This window comes from Aeromonas sp. R3-1 (assembly GCF_040908345.1).
Lineage (GTDB): Bacteria > Pseudomonadota > Gammaproteobacteria > Enterobacterales > Aeromonadaceae > Aeromonas > Aeromonas veronii.
On the sequence record NZ_JBFODN010000126.1, the window covers coordinates 1 to 16,589 of the forward strand.

The window sequence follows — 16,589 nt, forward strand, 5'->3', positions numbered from 1 at the left end:
TGGAATTCTACTCAACCGCCTTCTCGAGTCAAGCCTTATTTTCAAAGGCTTTCGAGGTTACCGACGAGGTTGTTTGCGTTGCCGCTTGCCCTGTCAATGGAGGCGCATTATAGGGAGTGAATTCTTTCTGGCAAGGCTAAATTGCATGTTTTTTTGATAAAACCGCACAACCGTTCAAACAACAAACAAAAAGAAGAAAGTTCGAGCTAAATCACACATTCTGGAGGCAGATGACAGGCAAGCCCCCTCTCAACTCATATAAGCCATTTCGGATTGTTGACGCGCCAGCCAAAGCTCCTCCATCTCCAACAAGGTTTGATAGATTTTCTCCGCCTGCTCTGGTCGGCTGAACAGATAGCCCTGCCCATACAAGTGGATATCGGTCAAGGATCGCAGCACATCCAACTGAGCCTGTGTCTCAATCCCTTCACACACCAGACTCTTGCCCAGCATCGACCCCATCCGACAAATATTGGCGACCAGTTCGGATGCCTCCATTGAAGTGTCAATGCCCTGTATAAATGAACGGTCGATCTTCACTTTGCTAACCGGTAACTTTTGCAGATAACTCAAAGATGAATAACCGGTACCAAAATCATCTAATGCCAGCAGTACCCCCTGCTGATTGAGATCCTGCATCAGTTGCAGCGAGTTCTTCACTTCCCGCATGGTGGTATCTTCCGTGACCTCCAGGACCAGGCTACGGGCAGGCAGATTGTGCTCCATCAATGCCTTGGCTACCAGTTTGAGCAAATTACGCTGGTACATGCCTGGCGAGATATTCACACACATTTGCAGATCAACCATACCAAGCTGGTGCAACTGATAGAGCTGCTCACAAGCTGTGTTCAGCACCCAGCTGCCAACCCGTTCGGCAAGCTGGAACTCCTCAGCCACCATAATCACTTCGTTTGGCGGAATGAAACCGAGTTCCGGATGCCGCCAGCGCAACAGAGCCTCGACAGCTTCACAGCGGCCACTCTCGAGATTGACGATGGGTTGGTAATAGAGTTCCAACGCATTGTGTTCCAGCGCCATGATCATGTCCGACGCCAGATGTTTGCGCCGCGCCGTCTCGTTGAGCAGGGAGTTATCGTAAATCACATAGGGGACATGGGTCTTGCGACTATGGAACAGGGCCTGTTCTGCACGACTCAGCAACTCCTGAGTCTTGTCGCTGTCCATCGGATAGAAGGCAATGCCGATCCCGACTTCAAGCCGGAAGGGATAGTTGTCATAGACGATATCTTGCTTCAGCACATGCAGCAATCGCGCTACCAGCTCCCTGACCTGACGCAGATCGCTGCTGCCACGCTGAATAATGGCAAATTGATCTCCCCCCAGACGTCCGCTCCACTCCCCCTCTTCACAGAGCACTCTGATCCGGGTGGCAAACTCACAAAGCAGATAATCACCGGTGTCATAGCCAAACTTGCTGTTGATATCCCTGAAGTCGTTGATATCGACCAGCACCAGCCCAAACGGTACTTCCTGTGTGGCGTACAGCTCCATCCGCTCCAGCAAGGCAACCCGATTGGACAACCCGGTCAGCGGATCCCGTCTGGCTGCTCTGAAATGGCGACGCCCTTCATATATAAGCAGCATGCTGAGCAGCAGCACTGACATGACCAGACCGGAGACCATCAGCAACAAGGCATTACGCAATTGGCCAAAATGGCGATCGTTCTCGGAATAGACGTTAATGTTCTTCTGCATCACAGAAGCGAGGGAGTAAGAGAGCGGCTCTTGCAGCGGGGCAAGGCGCATCATGATCTGCTGATAGTCAGATGCCCCGCTTTGCAACTTGGTGATGTCGGGCTCTATTTGGCGAATATTGGTTTCAATCAACTGCACCAGACGCAAGGTTTTCTGCTTGTCCTGCATGCTCTTGCGCAGCTGGCCGCTCAACAGGATGGGCGTTCTGCTCCAGAGAATGTCATAACGCAGCATCAAGGTGTCATGATCAATCCCGCCATAGTGATAGACCTCTACTGCATTGAGGAAACGCCCGAGCTCCAACTGCAACTGCATCAGCGCCCAGGAGACATCATAGGTGTATTTCTCCATCGCTCTGGTCGCATTCTGGATCTGCATCAGGCAATAGAGGGTGCTCCCGGTAAACAACAGGATCGATACATACAGAATGACGAGCAGTGGCCACGCCCTGGTCTTTCCTTTCACCCCATGCTCCCGTGCTGTTTTTATCAGTGCTGAATGTCTATCAAATCCAGCTGCCAGATCATCATGTCGGTATATTCGGATCGCTTCAATTCCGGATATTGATCAAGAGGCAGCATAAACCAGACCGGCCCCTTGTCACGCACCCGCATGACAGCGCCGTTGTCTTCCCATGCAAGGATGGGCTCGTATTTGGCAACCTTGTCCCATTCAATGCGGACTTGGAAACTGTTCAGCGCCGTCAACGTAATGGTCTTGCCATCCGCACCGACTGCAGCCAACACATCTGCCAGTTTTGGGCCTCTGTAGGTGTGTGGCTTATCCACCCACGGGTTGCCGGTCACTATCTCATGTTGCGGCAGAGCCTGCAGTTTGGCCAGATCAAACAACACCTTGCCATCAACTTCGTCTGCCGACCTGATGTTACCACCCACTTTCAGGATCACCGGCCCAGTCAGCGCCTCAGCAGCCATCACCGGCATGATGACCAATGAACACAGTAGTGTCAGCCAACCAAACATTTTCATATCGCCCCCAGATTTGCTGTCTCAACAGACTCAGTTTAGCCAGATATAAAAAAACGGCTCGCCTTGAGCGAGCCGTTTGTCAAACAGAGCAAGGGGGGATGATTACATCATGCCCATGCCACCCATACCGCCCATGTCAGGCATTGCAGGGGTATCTTTCTTTGGCAGTTCGGTGACCATGCACTCGGTGGTGATCATCAGACCGGCGATGGAAGAGGCAAACTGCAGGGCGGAACGGGTTACCTTGGTCGGATCCAGGATGCCCATGGCCAGCATGTCGCCATACTGTTCGCTGTAAGCGTTGTAACCGAAGTTGCCTTCGCCGTTCTTCACTGCGTTGGCAATGACGGAGGCTTCTTCACCGGCGTTGATGACGATTTGACGCAGCGGGGCTTCCATGGCGCGCAGGGCAACCTTGATACCGACGTTCTGGTCTTCGTTGTCACCACGCAGACCAGCCAGTTTGGCTGCAACGCGAACCAACGCAACACCACCACCGGCAACCACACCTTCTTCAACAGCGGCGCGGGTAGCGTGCAGGGCATCTTCAACGCGTGCTTTCTTCTCTTTCATCTCGACTTCGGTGGCTGCGCCAACCTTGATCACGGCAACACCGCCAGCCAGCTTGGCTACGCGCTCTTGCAGCTTTTCACGATCGTAGTCGGAAGAGGTCTCTTCGATCTGCTGACGGATCTGGGCAACACGGCCTTCGATCACACCGGCATCACCCACGCCATCGATGATGGTGGTGTTCTCTTTGGTGATGACGATGCGCTTGGCACGACCCAGATCTTCCAGAGTCGCTTTTTCCAGCTCCATGCCAACTTCTTCGGAGATGACGGTACCGCCAGTCAGTACAGCAATATCCTGCAGCATGGCCTTGCGACGGTCACCGAAGCCAGGCGCCTTGACGGCAGCCACTTTCACGATACCGCGCATGGTGTTAACCACCAGAGTCGCCAGGGCTTCGCCTTCTACGTCTTCAGCAACAATCAGCAGCGGCTTGCCAGCTTTGGCAACACCTTCCAGCACCGGCAGCATTTCGCGGATGTTGGAGACTTTCTTGTCAACCAGCAGGATGAACGGGTCGTCCAGTTCAACAGAACCGGTCTCTTGCTTGTTGATGAAGTAGGGGGACAGGTAGCCGCGGTCGAACTGCATACCTTCAACAACTGCCAGCTCATCTTCCAGACCCTGACCATCTTCAACGGTGATGACGCCATCGCGACCCACTTTGTCCATGGCTTCGGCAATCAGCTTGCCCACTTTCTCGTCGGAGTTGGCGGAGATGGTGCCCACCTGAGCGATGGCATTGCTGTCGGCACACGGCTGAGACAGCGCTTGCAGCTCGGCAACAGCAGCCACAACGGCCTTGTCGATACCGCGCTTCAGATCCATCGGGTTCATACCGGCGGCAACGGCTTTCAGACCTTCGTTGACGATGGCCTGAGCCAGAACGGTTGCAGTAGTGGTACCGTCACCGGCGGCATCGTTCGCCTTGGAAGCCACTTCCTTGACCATCTGGGCGCCCATGTTCTGGAACTTGTCTTCCAGCTCGATTTCGCGCGCAACAGACACACCATCTTTAGTGATGGTCGGGGCGCCGAAGGACTTGTCCAGCACCACGTTGCGGCCTTTCGGGCCCAGAGTCACCTTGACGGCATCAGCCAGGATGTTTACGCCTTCCAGCATCTTGATGCGGGCTTCGTTACCAAACTTAACGTCTTTAGCTGCCATTTTTCTTCAATCCTTAAATCAATTCGGGGAAAAGGAGGATGGATTACTCTTCGACAATCGCCAGGATGTCGGTTTCGGAGAGGATCAGGACGTCCTGACCATCCAGCTTCTCGGTCTTAACACCGTAGCCTTCGTTGAAGATAACCTTGTCACCAACCTTCACGGCCAGCGCTTTGACTTCGCCATTATCCAGGATGCGACCAGTCCCCACGGCAAGCACTTCACCACGGGTGGACTTCTGGGCCGCAGTACCAGTCAAGACGATACCGCCGGCAGATTTGGCTTCAGCTTCGATGCGCTTGATGATGACGCGGTCGTGCAGTGGACGAATTTTCATCGATAACTCTCCCAAAATGAGTCTCATTGTTGCTTTGAGGAATGGCCGTTCCAGGCCAAATTAGATATGTCCCTGATGTGGGGCAGAGTTGCTAACCCTTCAAGGGCAAATACAAAAAAAATTTTTTCACGTACTATAAACATCTTCGATGGTTCAGCCATGTCCGCACTCTGGAGCAAGGTCGGTTCAAGCCGCCCGGTTTCCATGCCAGAACCTTCAAAGCCAGCTGTAGAGACGAGCCCTTGACCCGCACCAACCCCATGCTGACAGCCCCTATTCCGGTCGTACTGCGCCAGATGACGGGCCCCATGATCTTCGGCATCATCGCCATTCTGGCCTTCAATCTGGTCGATACCTTTTTTATCGGTATGCTGGGCACCGAAGCTCTGGCCGCCATCAGCTTTACCTTTCCTGTCACTTTTGTGGTTACCTCGCTGGCGATGGGATTGGGCGCCGGATTGTCAGCGGTGATCGGTCATACCCTGGGGCAGGGCAAACACGATGAGGCGGCCCATCTCGCCACCGACAGCCTGTTTCTGGCGGTGATCATGGTGGCCCTGCTCTCCGCGGGGGGCGCTCTCACCATCAAGCCTCTGTTTACTCTGTTGGGGGCCAGTGCCGAGCTTATCTCTCTCATCCATGACTACATGCTGATCTGGTATCTCACCGTCCCCATGCTGGTGCTGCCCATGGTGGGCAATGCCGCCATCCGGGCGACCGGCGATACCAAAACCCCCAGCCTGGTGATGGCCGTAGCCGGGCTGGTCAACGGGGTACTGGACCCTCTGTTGATCTTCGGTATCGGCCCCTTTCCCGAATGGGGGATCCGCGGGGCCGCTATCGCCACCTCTATCTCTTGGTTGATGGCGATGCTGGTCAGCCTCTATATCCTGCGTCATCGGGAAGGCTTGCTGCTGTGGCGTCTCTCGCCGCAGGCCCGGTTGCTATCCCACTGGCGGGCGCTGCTCCATGTCGCCGTCCCCGCCTCTTTTACCAATATGCTCAACCCCCTGGCCAATGCGGTGCTGATGACGATCTTTGCAGGACTGGGTACCGAGGTGGTGGCCGCTTACGGCGCTGCGTCACGGGTCGAGGCACTGCTGCTGATTGTGATGATGGCCCTTGCCTCCGTACTGGCCCCTTTCATCTCGCAAAACTGCGGCGCTGGCAATCCGGCCCGCGCCAAGGCTGCACTGCAGAGCTGCATGAGGTTTGCGTTGCTGTTCCAGCTCGCCATCTATGGCCTGACCTGGCTGCTCGCCCCGCTGATCGCCAATCTGTTCAGCGATCATCCGCAGGTCATTCGCCTAATTATTCTCTATCTGCATCTGGTGCCGATCGGTTACGGCTTTCAGGGCATGGTGATGCTGTTGGCCTCGGCACTCAATGGCGTGCGGGCATCCAGTATTTCGTTCTTGTTCAACGGATTGCGACTGTTTGGTTTTCTGTTGCCAGGAGCCTGGCTGGGGGCAAAGCTGGGGGGAGAACAGGGGATATATCTGGGGATCTTGCTGGCCAATCTGGCGGCGGGCACCCTCGCATGGTGGTATGCCCGACACCGCTTCGAGGCCTTGTGCCATCAGGGCAAACCCTGATTCAGTCACTCACCTCGGGTTTTCGTTTCGTCGATTACTCTTTACGCTCACTCTTTGCGCTCACTCTTTGCGCTCAAATTCGCCTTCGATGGTGGTGCCGCCCTGCTTGGCGTTCCCCAGATGATCATCGGACGGTGCGTTGCCAAACGGCGATTGAGTACGCTGGAAACCGCCCATCTGCATCCGGAACTGGCTACTGCCGATCAGCTTGTCGGCCAGTTTGTTGCGCAGCCAGGGTTGCAGCAACAGCACACCGAAAATGTCGGTCACGAAACCCGGGATAATCAGCAGCAAGCCGGCCAATGCCAGCATCATGCCCCCCATCACCTCACGGCCCGGCATCTCGCCCATTTGCATCTTTTGCTGGGCGCTGAACAGGGTCTTGATCCCTTCACTGCGCACCAGCGAGGAGCCCAATACCGCGGTCAGGATGAGCAAGCCGACAGTCGGCAGCGCCCCGATTACCGAGCCGACCTCGATCATCACGGTGAGCTCCAGCACAACCAGACCCACCAACAACAAAAACAACTTGCCCATATCCACTCCAGCACCGGTAAATTGAGAAAAAGTAGCGCCCATCCAACGATGGTCAGAGGCGATTTTGCCGCCCCGTCATCACCACTTTCTGCTCTGAATAAATGGGGGCAGCCCCCCTATTTTCAAGTTGGCCAACTGACTCCTACGTCATCAGCAATCTAAAAAATCAGCAAAAAGTCACAAAAACTTATAAAAATCATCATGATAAAAACTTCATAACATATGTGTACTTTCCTCAAAGTAATTTGAAAATGTCGCAAATTTAGTGATCCACCTCTAATAACCGATACCTCAATTGGAGTAGTATATTGATTAGTTTTTCGGGAGGTCATTCTCCCAACCGCCCCACTCGATGTGTGGTGCTTCAGGATGAGCTGTGCGCAAGGAACTCGCGACCACTCGGTGAGGATTTTTCCATTTATCTGATTTCTGAGGCATTACAATGAGCGACATCAAGAACGTCCGCATTGAAGAAGACCTGCTGGGCACCAAAGAAGTTTCCAATGATCTCTACTACGGTGTGCACACCCTGCGCGCTGTCGAGAACTTCAAGATCAGCTCTCAGAAGATTTCTGACGTTCCGGAATTCGTCCGCGGTATGGTGCTGACCAAGAAGGCCGCTGCGCTGGCAAACGGTGAACTGGGTACCATCCGTCCTGAAATTGCTGACAAGATCGTAGAAGCCTGCGACCTGATGCTGAACACCGGCAAATGCTTTGACCAGTTCCCGGTCGACGTTTACCAGGGTGGTGCCGGCACTTCCGTCAACATGAACACCAACGAAGTACTGGCCAACATCGCCCTGGAAATCATGGGTCTGGAGAAAGGCCGTTACGACGTCATCAACCCGAACGACCACGTCAACAAGTGCCAGTCCACCAACGATGCCTACCCCACCGGTTTCCGCGTTGCTGTTGTGAACAGCACCGACGTGACCCTGCATGCGCTGGAGCACCTGATCGCGGCATTCGATGCCAAAGCGAAAGAGTTCAAAAACATCCTGAAGATGGGTCGTACCCAGCTGCAAGATGCGGTTCCGATGACCCTGGGTCAGGAGTTCCACGCGTTCGCCGTGACCCTGCGTGAAGAGATCAAATCCATCAAGCGTTGCCAGGAGCTGCTGCTGGAAGTGAACTTGGGCGCAACCGCCATCGGTACCGGTCTGAACACTCCGCCCGAGTACTCTGCACTGGCCATCAAGCGTCTGGCCGAGATCACCGGTCGTGCCTATGTGCCGGCAGAAGACCTGATCGAAGCGACCTCCGACTGTGGCGCCTACGTCATGCTGCACGGCGCCATCAAGCGTCTGGCCATGAAGCTGTCCAAGATCTGTAACGACCTGCGTCTGCTCTCCTCCGGCCCGCGCACTGCACTGAAAGAGATCAACCTGCCGGAAATGCAGGCGGGTTCCTCCATCATGCCGGCCAAGGTCAACCCGGTTATCCCGGAAGTGGTCAACCAATCCTGCTTCAAGGTATTCGGTAACGACATCACCATCACCTTCGCCGCCGAAGCCGGTCAGTTGCAGCTGAACGTCATGGAGCCGGTGATTGGTCAGGCGATGTTCGAATCCCTGAGCCTGATGGAAAAAGCCTGTATTTCCCTGCGCGAGAAGTGCGTGGAAGGTATCACCGCCAACCCGGAAATCTGCATGAATCACGTGCTGAACTCCATCGGTATCGTGACTTACCTGAACCCCTTCATCGGCCACCACGAAGGGGATATCGTCGGCAAGATCTGTGCCCAGACCGGCAAGAACGTCCGCGAAGTCGTTCTTGAGCGCGGCCTGCTGAGCGCCGAGCAGCTGGACGAAATTCTCTCCATCGAGAACCTGATGAACCCGCAATACAAAGCCAAGCGTTTCACCCGCGAAGCTGCCGTATAAGCGAGTGTGGGCCGGGATCTTCCCGGCCCATAAAGTCAGTTCCCGATTGGTCTTTATCCCCAGCCCGATCGGGAATTGGCTTTTTGCCAAATAAAAACCAAAAACTAAAAAATGGAGTTATCGCTATGATTGGAATCGAGTTACTTGTCGTGCTCGCCGCTATCTATCTGGGGGCCCGGATAGGCAGCATCGGCATCGGCTTTGCCGGTGGTCTGGGGGTACTGGTATTGACGTGGGGTCTGGGCATGCCCATCCCGAGCGATCAACTGGTCAGCTACATCCCTTGGGATGTGATCATGATCATCGCGTCCGTCATTTGCGCCATCGCCTGTATGCAACTGGCTGGCGGGATGGACTACCTGGTCTTCCTAGCAGAAAAAGCGCTGCGCAAGAACCCCAAATACATCACCTTCGCCGCCCCGGTGGTCACCTACCTGATGACCATGCTGGCCGGTACCGGTCATACCGCCTTCTCCACCCTGCCGGTGATCGCTGAAGTGGCCAAAGAGCAAGGGATCCGCCCATCTCGTCCGCTCTCCATCGCGGTTGTCGCCTCCCAGATCGCCATCACAGCCTCCCCAATCTCTGCCGCTGTGGTTGCCTTCTCCGGCATGCTCGAGCCGTTCGGTGTTGACTACCTGACCCTGCTGGCCATCTGCATCCCCTCAACCTTCCTGGCCTGTATCCTGGGCGCCTTCATTGCCAACATGATGGGCAAGCCGCTGGAGCAGGACGAAGTCTATCTGGAGCGTAAAGCCAAGGGCCTGATCAAACTGCGTGGTACTACCAAGCTCGAGATCAAACCGTACGCCAAACTGTCTGTCTGGATCTTCATCGCCGCCATCGTTGCTGTCATGGCTTATGCCACTGCCATCTCCGGTAAAGTGGGTCTGATCACCAACCCGCCGATCCCCCGTGACGGTGCCATCATGGGCATCATGCTGGCCGCGGCCACCATCATGACCCTGGTGTGCAAACTGGACGCCACCCAGGTCACCAACATGCCGACCTTCAAGTCCGGTATGTCCGCCTGTATCTGCGTACTGGGTGTGGCCTGGCTGGGTAACGTCTTCGTGAAAGGCAACATGGACACCATCCAGCTGATCGCTGGCGACCTGCTGAACCAGTACTCCTGGCTGCTGGCCGTGGTGCTGTTCTTCGCTGCCATGCTGCTCTATTCACAAGGCGCCACCACCAAAGCGTTGATGCCTGCCGCACTGGCACTGGGTGTCAGCCCGCTGACTGCGATTGCCTCCTTCGCAGCCGTGAGCGCCCTGTTCGTACTGCCAACCTACCCGACCCTGCTGGCCGCGGTAGAGATGGACGACACCGGCTCCACCCGTATCGGTAAGGCGGTCTTCAACCACCCCTTCTTCGTACCGGGCACCGCCACCATCGCCATCGCCGTGGCGCTGGGCTTCTTCTTCGGCGGCATCCTGCTGTAATCCTATCGCCTGCCGATTACCAAACAAAAATCCCCGCCAGTTGGCGGGGATTTTTTTATCTCTTTACTCTACTCTGTGCTCTGTTGTCTGCCAGCAAGAGAGCTGACCTCTTATCCGATTGGCTCAACCACGGCGACAGCAGACACCACAACAGCGTGCCAGCGGCACTATAACCACCGCTGCCGGATTGCAGGAGCTGTAGGCCACCATGGTACTCACCACCACGCCAGAAGGCGGGATCCTTCGGATCAGACCGGATCCAGAGTATCCAGCGGCCAGCGCGGCACGGCTTTAACAACCAGCGGCTCAAACACACCTGCTTTAAGGCGCTGCATACCGGCGTAAGCGATCATGGCGCCGTTATCAGTGCAATATTCAGTGCGCGGATAGAACACCTCACCCTTGAGGCTCTCCATCAGCTCGGCCAACTGGGCACGCAGGTGACGGTTGGCACTGACGCCGCCAGCGACCACGAGACGCTTAAGACCGGTCTCTTTCAAGGCACGACGACACTTGATAGCCAAGGTATCGACCACTGCATCTTCAAAGGCACGGGCGATATCGGCACGGGTCTGCTCATCATCACCATTGGCGGCGATGGTGTTGGCAGTGAAGGTCTTGAGGCCGGAGAAGCTCATGTCGAGCCCTGGGCGGTCAGTCATGGGACGGGGGAAGTGGAAGCGCCCGGTGGTGCCCTTCTCGGCCAGACGGGAGAGTAACGGACCACCCGGATAGTCCAGCCCCATCAGCTTGGCGGTCTTGTCGAACGCTTCGCCAGCGGCATCGTCGATGGATTCGCCCAACAGCTGATAACTGCCGATGCCATCAACCCGTACCAGCATGGAGTGACCACCGGAGACCAGCAGCGCCACGAATGGGAACTCGGGAGCTTTCTCTTCCAGCATGGGGGCCAGCAGGTGCCCTTCCATATGGTGGACAGCGATAGCAGGCTTGTTCCATGCCATCGCCAGCGAACGACCAATAGTGGCGCCCACCAGAATGGCGCCAACCAGACCCGGACCCGCGGTATACGCGATGCCGTCGATGTCATCTTTGCCCAGTCCCGCCTCTTGCAATGCGGCCTGGATCAACGGGATCGTCTTGCGAACATGATCCCGGCTGGCGAGTTCGGGGACAACGCCACCGTAGTCCGCATGCAGCTTGACCTGGCTGTATAACTGATGGGAAAGGATCCCTTTTTGATCGTCGAAGATCGCGATCCCGGTTTCGTCACAGGATGTCTCTATGCCCAATACACGCATTGCTAAAAAATTTCACTGCTAAAATGAGACGGCTATGGTAACCTTCGCGGGTTTTTTAAACCAGAGCGATCTCTGCGGGTTTACTTTCATTCCCTGTCCAGAGTATAATTTCGCACCATTTTAAGACATGCTGATCGATTGAAGGTCAGCTAACAATTTATCACTGAGGTGAAAGGCACATGCCAGTAATCAAAGTCCGTGAAAATGAGCCGTTTGACGTTGCTCTGCGTCGTTTCAAGCGTTCTTGCGAAAAAGCCGGTATCCTGTCCGAAGTTCGTAGCCGTGAGTTCTACGAGAAGCCGACTACCATTCGTAAGCGCGCCAAAGCGTCTGCTGTCAAGCGTCACGCCAAGAAGCTGTCTCGCGAAAACGCACGTCGTATCCGCCTGTACTAATCGGGAGATATTGCCGTGTCTCTGAAGGATCAACTCAAGGATCAGCAAAAACTCGCCATGCTTGCCAAAGATAAGGCACGTCTGGGAGCGATCCGCTTGTTGATGGCAGAAATCAAGCAACGTGAAGTCGATACCCGTATCGAGCTGAATGATGAGGATATCCTCGCTGTCGTGACCAAAATGGTCAAACAGCGCCGCGATTCCATCAGCCAATTTGAAGCTGCCGGTCGCCAGGATCTCGCCGACAAAGAGTCCGCCGAGATCGTTGTGTTGCAGGAATTCCTGCCGCAACAGCTGACCGCAGATGAAATTGCCGCCCTGATCGAGCAAGCCATCACTGAAAGTGGTGCTGCCGTCATGGCTGATATGGGCAAGGTCATGGCTGTCTTGAAGCCGAAAATTCAGGGGCGTGCCGATGTCGGCGCCGTCAGTGCTCAGGTGAAAACCCGCTTGGCGTAACAGGCAACTCTCTTGTTTGGTCGAAGAAGCCGTGCTTCCCTTGGAATGCGCGGCTTTTTTATTTTCTCCGCAATGAAACAGGACGGTTATGGCAGGCAGGATCCCCCAATCCTTTATCGACGATCTGCTCGTACGCACAGACATAGTCGAGCTGATCGACTCGCGAGTGCGGCTGAAAAAAGCCGGTAAAAACTACCAGGCTTGCTGCCCTTTTCATAACGAAAAAAGCCCCTCTTTTACCGTCAGCCAGGAGAAGCAGTTCTACCACTGTTTCGGTTGTGGCGCCCACGGCAACGCCATCGGCTTTGTCATGGAGTACGACGGTCTCGAATTTCCCGATGCCATCGAAGAGCTCGCCAGCATGCAAGGCATGCAGGTACCTCGCGAGCAGAGCATCGGCGGCTCGGCCAATAGCCAGCCCGCCGTCAGCAAGGATCTGTTCGAGCTGATGAACCAGATTGCCCGCTTCTACGAGAGCAATCTCAAGAGTGCTCCCCATGCGGTGGAGTACCTCAAAGGCCGCGGCCTGACCGGTGAAGTGGTCAAACGATTCAACATTGGCTATGCACCCAGCGATTGGGATCAGGTGCGCCGACGCTTTGGTACCAGCCGGGATCACGAGCAGTTGCTTATCTCGGGCGGCATGCTGATCACCCGTGACAATGGCCCGGGGAGTTATGATCGTTTCCGCGATCGCATCATGTTCCCGATCCGTGACAAGCGTGGCCGGGTCATCGGTTTCGGTGGCCGGGTGCTGGGTGATGGCACCCCCAAATACCTGAACTCGCCGGAGACCCCCATCTTCCATAAAGGGCGGGAGCTGTTCGGTCTCTACGAGGTGAAGCAGGCACACAAGGATCCACGCCGGATCCTGGTGGTGGAAGGCTACATGGATGTGGTGGCACTCGGTCAGTACGACATCGACTATGCGGTGGCGGCGCTGGGTACTGCAACGACCAGCGACCATATCCACACCCTGTTTCGCACCACCGCCGAGGTGGTCTGCTGTTACGACGGCGACAATGCTGGTCGTGAAGCCGCGTGGCGCGCGCTGGATAATGCCCTCCCTCATCTGCAGGATGGCCGCGAGCTGAAGTTCGTGTTCCTGCCCGATGGCGAGGATCCCGACTCGTTGGTACGCCAGATCGGCAAGGAGGGCTTTGAAGCCTTGCTCGATGAAGCCCAGCCGTTCGCCGACTTCATGTTCGAGCGTCTCGGTCGCGATGCGGCGCTCTCCGGTGAGGCAGGCAAGTTCGAAGTAGCCAACAAGGCCGCCGAGCTTATTCGTCGCGTTCCGGAAGGGTTTACCCGCGAAGGGCTGATCACTCGTCTCTCCAGCATGATGCGTTGGGGTGAGAACAAGCAGCGCATCGCCGAGCTTTTTGCCCGCAACAGTCAGCCCAAGGCCGAGGTCAACAAACCCAAGGCAGCCAAGCTGACGCCACTGCGGCGTGCGCTGGCACTGATGGTGCAATATCCGACAGTAACGGCTGAGCTTCCCCCCATGCCGGAATTAGCCGGGCTACGCGTACAGGGCATCAAGTTCCTGCTGCAACTGCACCAGCAAATCCTGGCACAGCCCGGTATCACAACCGGTATCCTGCTGGAACACTGGCGTGGTACCAAGGAGGGAGAGATCCTTGCTCAGCTGGCCATGCACGACCTGTTCGAGGAGATCAAACTCGATCAGGAGCCGGATATTCTGGGAGAATTGCAGGACACCTTCGTCGGCTTCATCAACCAGTTTCTGAAACAGCGGATCGAAGAATTGCAGGCCAAAGTGGCTCAGGAAGGACTAAGCTCCGAAGAAACCCAAGAGCTGATGATGCTGATAAGAGAGGTGCAAATTGAGAAAAGAAATGAGAGTGGGGCTTGATATTTGAGTGATTAGTCCCAATATGGATAGCGTTGCCCGAATCGACGGGATGAAAAGCAAAATTTTTATAACCGCCTGGCCCCGACAATACTGCGGGCAGGGGTTTCTCATGACCGACGCCGCAACCAGACATAGCATGTCTGGCGGTTTTCTATTAGAATTGGCTATTTGCGCAGCAGCGCACTGTACGCGCAACCTAGCAACACCAACCGGATGAGTTCTATGGAGCAAACCCCGCAGTCTCAGCTTAAACTCCTCGTTGCCAAAGGTAAAGAACAGGGCTACCTGACCTATGCCGAGGTGAACGATCACCTCCCGCAAGACATTGTCGATTCAGACCAGATCGAAGACATCATTCAGATGATCAACGATATGGGCATTCAAGTGGTTGAAAACGCTCCGGATGCCGATGACCTTATCATGGCTGAAGGTGGTACCGCCGATGAGGACGCTGCCGAAGCAGCGGCCCAGGCTCTGGCATCTGTTGAATCTGAGATTGGTCGCACGACCGATCCCGTCCGCATGTACATGCGGGAAATGGGTACCGTCGAACTGCTGACCCGTGAAGGCGAAATCGACATCGCCAAGCGGATCGAAGACGGTATCAACCAGGTACAAAGCTCCGTAGCCGAGTACCCTGAAGCAATTACTTACCTGCTCGAACAGTACGACAAGTACGAAGCCGAGCAGCTGCGTCTCTCTGACATCATCTCTGGCTTTATTGACCCGAACGAAACTGAAGATATGGCGCCTACCGCCACGCATATCGGTTCCGAGCTCGGCGAAGACGATCTGGCCGACGAAGATGAAGAAGACGAAGAAGACGAAGACGAAGATGGCGACAGCTCTGACGACGACGGTGACGGTGGTCCGGATCCGGAAGTCGCTCGTGAAAAGTTCGGCGAACTGCGTGCCCAGTATGAAGTGACTCGCCTCTCCATTCAGAAGAATGGTCGCGCGCACGAAGATACCCAGGCCGCCATCGCCCAGCTGGCCGATGTATTCCGTCAATTCCGCCTGATGCCCAAGCAGTTCGATCGCCTGGTCAACAACATGCGTGAAATGATGGAGCGCGTCCGCGTGCAGGAACGCATCATCATGAAGCTCTGCGTTGAGCAGGCCAAGATGCCGAAGAAAACCTTCGTCGCGGCCTTCACCAACAACGAGTGTGAAACTGCCTGGTTCGAATACCAGAAGCAGGCTGGCAAAGCCTGGTCTCCCCGTCTGGTTGAAATGGACGAGGATATTCAGCGCGCCATCGGCAAGCTGCAGCAGATTGAAGAAGAGACCGGTCTGTCGATTGCCCAGATCAAGGATATCAACCGCCGCATGAGCATCGGTGAGGCCAAAGCCCGCCGTGCGAAGAAAGAGATGGTTGAGGCCAACTTGCGTCTGGTTATCTCTATCGCCAAGAAGTACACCAACCGCGGTCTGCAGTTCCTGGATCTGATCCAGGAGGGCAACATCGGTCTGATGAAGGCGGTAGACAAGTTTGAATACCGTCGCGGCTACAAGTTTTCGACCTATGCAACCTGGTGGATCCGTCAGGCCATTACCCGCTCCATCGCGGATCAGGCCCGTACCATCCGTATCCCGGTACACATGATCGAGACCATCAACAAGCTCAACCGTATCTCCCGTCAGATGCTGCAGGAGATGGGTCGTGAACCGAACCCGGAAGAGCTGGCCATGCGCATGGGCATGCCGGAAGACAAGATCCGCAAGGTACTGAAAATCGCCAAAGAGCCTATCTCCATGGAGACGCCCATCGGTGATGATGAAGATTCCCACTTGGGCGACTTTATCGAAGATACCACCCTGGCTCTGCCAGCGGATGCGGCGACCAGCGAAAGCCTGCGCAACGCCACCCGCGAAGTGCTGGCTGGCCTGACCGCCCGCGAAGCCAAGGTACTGCGGATGCGTTTCGGTATCGACATGAACACTGACCACACCCTCGAGGAAGTGGGCAAACAGTTCGACGTTACCCGTGAGCGTATTCGTCAGATCGAAGCCAAGGCACTGCGCAAACTGCGCCACCCGAGCCGCTCGGAAGTGCTGCGCAGCTTCCTGGACGAATAGCCCTGACCCTGTGTCAAACTGCTCTGCCAAAGCCCCGCCATGCGGGGCTTTGTTTTGTCTGGCATTTACCCTTGCAACCCTCTTTGCGCCCTCAATCAAGCTGGACAATTAGTCGCCAAGTGGTTGATATGCCTATAGACTGCCCTTTCCTCTTCCCCTATAATCCACGCCGCTAAACGCACAATTTGGCCCCTTAGCTCAGTTGGTCAGAGCAGTCGACTCATAATCGATTGGTCGTGGGTTCAAGTCCCCCAGGGGCCACCAAATTGAAAAAGGC

Annotated in this window: 13 protein-coding genes and 1 tRNA gene; 8 read left to right on the plus strand and 6 right to left on the minus strand. The window is 55.6% G+C overall.

Annotated elements, in window-relative coordinates; translation table 11 throughout:
• Positions 1–249 precede the first annotated feature (249 nt).
• The 4 genes from AB5Y85_RS07550 to AB5Y85_RS07565 form a co-directional block, all read right to left on the minus strand.
• Complete coding sequence (locus AB5Y85_RS07550; protein ID WP_257686794.1) at positions 250–2,181, minus strand: bifunctional diguanylate cyclase/phosphodiesterase; 1,932 nt, start codon at positions 2,179–2,181, stop codon at positions 250–252.
• 23 nt (positions 2,182–2,204) lie between these two features.
• Positions 2,205–2,705, minus strand: a complete 501-nt coding sequence (locus AB5Y85_RS07555) for a molybdopterin-binding oxidoreductase (protein WP_019444953.1) — start codon at positions 2,703–2,705, stop codon at positions 2,205–2,207.
• Positions 2,706–2,807: 102 nt separating this feature from the next.
• A complete protein-coding gene (gene groL, locus AB5Y85_RS07560; protein WP_005340575.1) occupies positions 2,808–4,442 on the minus strand; it encodes a chaperonin GroEL in 1,635 nt (544 codons plus the stop codon).
• 43 nt (positions 4,443–4,485) lie between these two features.
• The gene (locus tag AB5Y85_RS07565; protein ID WP_005340573.1) at positions 4,486–4,779 is read right to left on the minus strand and encodes a co-chaperone GroES; all 294 of its coding nucleotides are present in this window, start codon (positions 4,777–4,779) and stop codon (positions 4,486–4,488) included.
• A gap of 260 nt (positions 4,780–5,039) precedes the next feature.
• Here AB5Y85_RS07565 and AB5Y85_RS07570 point away from each other — a divergent pair, with 260 nt between their 5' ends.
• On the plus strand, positions 5,040–6,374 hold the full coding sequence (locus AB5Y85_RS07570) for an MATE family efflux transporter (RefSeq protein WP_257686797.1): 1,335 nt from the start codon (positions 5,040–5,042) through the stop codon (positions 6,372–6,374).
• A 60-nt stretch (positions 6,375–6,434) separates the two neighbouring features.
• Here AB5Y85_RS07570 and AB5Y85_RS07575 read toward each other — a convergent pair whose 3' ends face one another.
• Positions 6,435–6,911, minus strand: a complete 477-nt coding sequence (locus tag AB5Y85_RS07575) for an FxsA family protein (protein WP_005340570.1) — start codon at positions 6,909–6,911, stop codon at positions 6,435–6,437.
• 442 nt (positions 6,912–7,353) lie between these two features.
• Here AB5Y85_RS07575 and aspA point away from each other — a divergent pair, with 442 nt between their 5' ends.
• Both aspA and AB5Y85_RS07585 read left to right on the plus strand, forming a co-directional pair.
• Positions 7,354–8,796, plus strand: coding sequence for an aspartate ammonia-lyase (gene aspA, locus AB5Y85_RS07580; RefSeq protein ID WP_005340569.1), 1,443 nt, complete (start codon positions 7,354–7,356; stop codon positions 8,794–8,796).
• 125 nt (positions 8,797–8,921) lie between these two features.
• Complete coding sequence (locus tag AB5Y85_RS07585; RefSeq protein WP_021229055.1) at positions 8,922–10,241, plus strand: anaerobic C4-dicarboxylate transporter; 1,320 nt, start codon at positions 8,922–8,924, stop codon at positions 10,239–10,241.
• 248 nt (positions 10,242–10,489) lie between these two features.
• On the opposite strand, the gene tsaD is transcribed toward AB5Y85_RS07585, so the two are convergent.
• Complete coding sequence (gene tsaD, locus AB5Y85_RS07590; protein WP_019444959.1) at positions 10,490–11,503, minus strand: tRNA (adenosine(37)-N6)-threonylcarbamoyltransferase complex transferase subunit TsaD; 1,014 nt, start codon at positions 11,501–11,503, stop codon at positions 10,490–10,492.
• A 179-nt stretch (positions 11,504–11,682) separates the two neighbouring features.
• Here tsaD and rpsU point away from each other — a divergent pair, with 179 nt between their 5' ends.
• From rpsU to AB5Y85_RS07615, 5 genes are all read left to right on the plus strand, one after another.
• Positions 11,683–11,898: a 30S ribosomal protein S21 gene (gene rpsU, locus AB5Y85_RS07595; protein WP_005309452.1), complete on the plus strand. Its 216-nt coding sequence runs from the start codon at positions 11,683–11,685 to the stop codon at positions 11,896–11,898.
• 15 nt (positions 11,899–11,913) lie between these two features.
• On the plus strand, positions 11,914–12,357 hold the full coding sequence (locus AB5Y85_RS07600) for a GatB/YqeY domain-containing protein (protein WP_005349081.1): 444 nt from the start codon (positions 11,914–11,916) through the stop codon (positions 12,355–12,357).
• An 88-nt stretch (positions 12,358–12,445) separates the two neighbouring features.
• Positions 12,446–14,233, plus strand: coding sequence for a DNA primase (gene dnaG, locus AB5Y85_RS07605; protein ID WP_005358121.1), 1,788 nt, complete (start codon positions 12,446–12,448; stop codon positions 14,231–14,233).
• 183 nt (positions 14,234–14,416) lie between these two features.
• A complete protein-coding gene (rpoD, locus tag AB5Y85_RS07610) occupies positions 14,417–16,312 on the plus strand; it encodes an RNA polymerase sigma factor RpoD (RefSeq protein ID WP_263718854.1) in 1,896 nt (631 codons plus the stop codon).
• A 187-nt stretch (positions 16,313–16,499) separates the two neighbouring features.
• Positions 16,500–16,576: transfer RNA gene (locus AB5Y85_RS07615), tRNA-Ile, on the plus strand.
• Positions 16,577–16,589 lie beyond the last annotated feature (13 nt).

Coding starts and splice junctions, on each gene's coding strand:
- AB5Y85_RS07555 (WP_019444953.1), bottom strand. CDS start 2,705: ATGAAAATGTTTGGTTGGCTGACACTACTGTGTTCATTGGTCATCATG.
- groL (WP_005340575.1), bottom strand. CDS start 4,442: ATGGCAGCTAAAGACGTTAAGTTTGGTAACGAAGCCCGCATCAAGATG.
- AB5Y85_RS07565 (WP_005340573.1), bottom strand. CDS start 4,779: ATGAAAATTCGTCCACTGCACGACCGCGTCATCATCAAGCGCATCGAA.
- AB5Y85_RS07570 (WP_257686797.1), top strand. CDS start 5,040: ATGCTGACAGCCCCTATTCCGGTCGTACTGCGCCAGATGACGGGCCCC.
- AB5Y85_RS07575 (WP_005340570.1), bottom strand. CDS start 6,911: ATGGGCAAGTTGTTTTTGTTGTTGGTGGGTCTGGTTGTGCTGGAGCTC.
- aspA (WP_005340569.1), top strand. CDS start 7,354: ATGAGCGACATCAAGAACGTCCGCATTGAAGAAGACCTGCTGGGCACC.
- AB5Y85_RS07585 (WP_021229055.1), top strand. CDS start 8,922: ATGATTGGAATCGAGTTACTTGTCGTGCTCGCCGCTATCTATCTGGGG.
- tsaD (WP_019444959.1), bottom strand. CDS start 11,503: ATGCGTGTATTGGGCATAGAGACATCCTGTGACGAAACCGGGATCGCG.
- rpsU (WP_005309452.1), top strand. CDS start 11,683: ATGCCAGTAATCAAAGTCCGTGAAAATGAGCCGTTTGACGTTGCTCTG.
- dnaG (WP_005358121.1), top strand. CDS start 12,446: ATGGCAGGCAGGATCCCCCAATCCTTTATCGACGATCTGCTCGTACGC.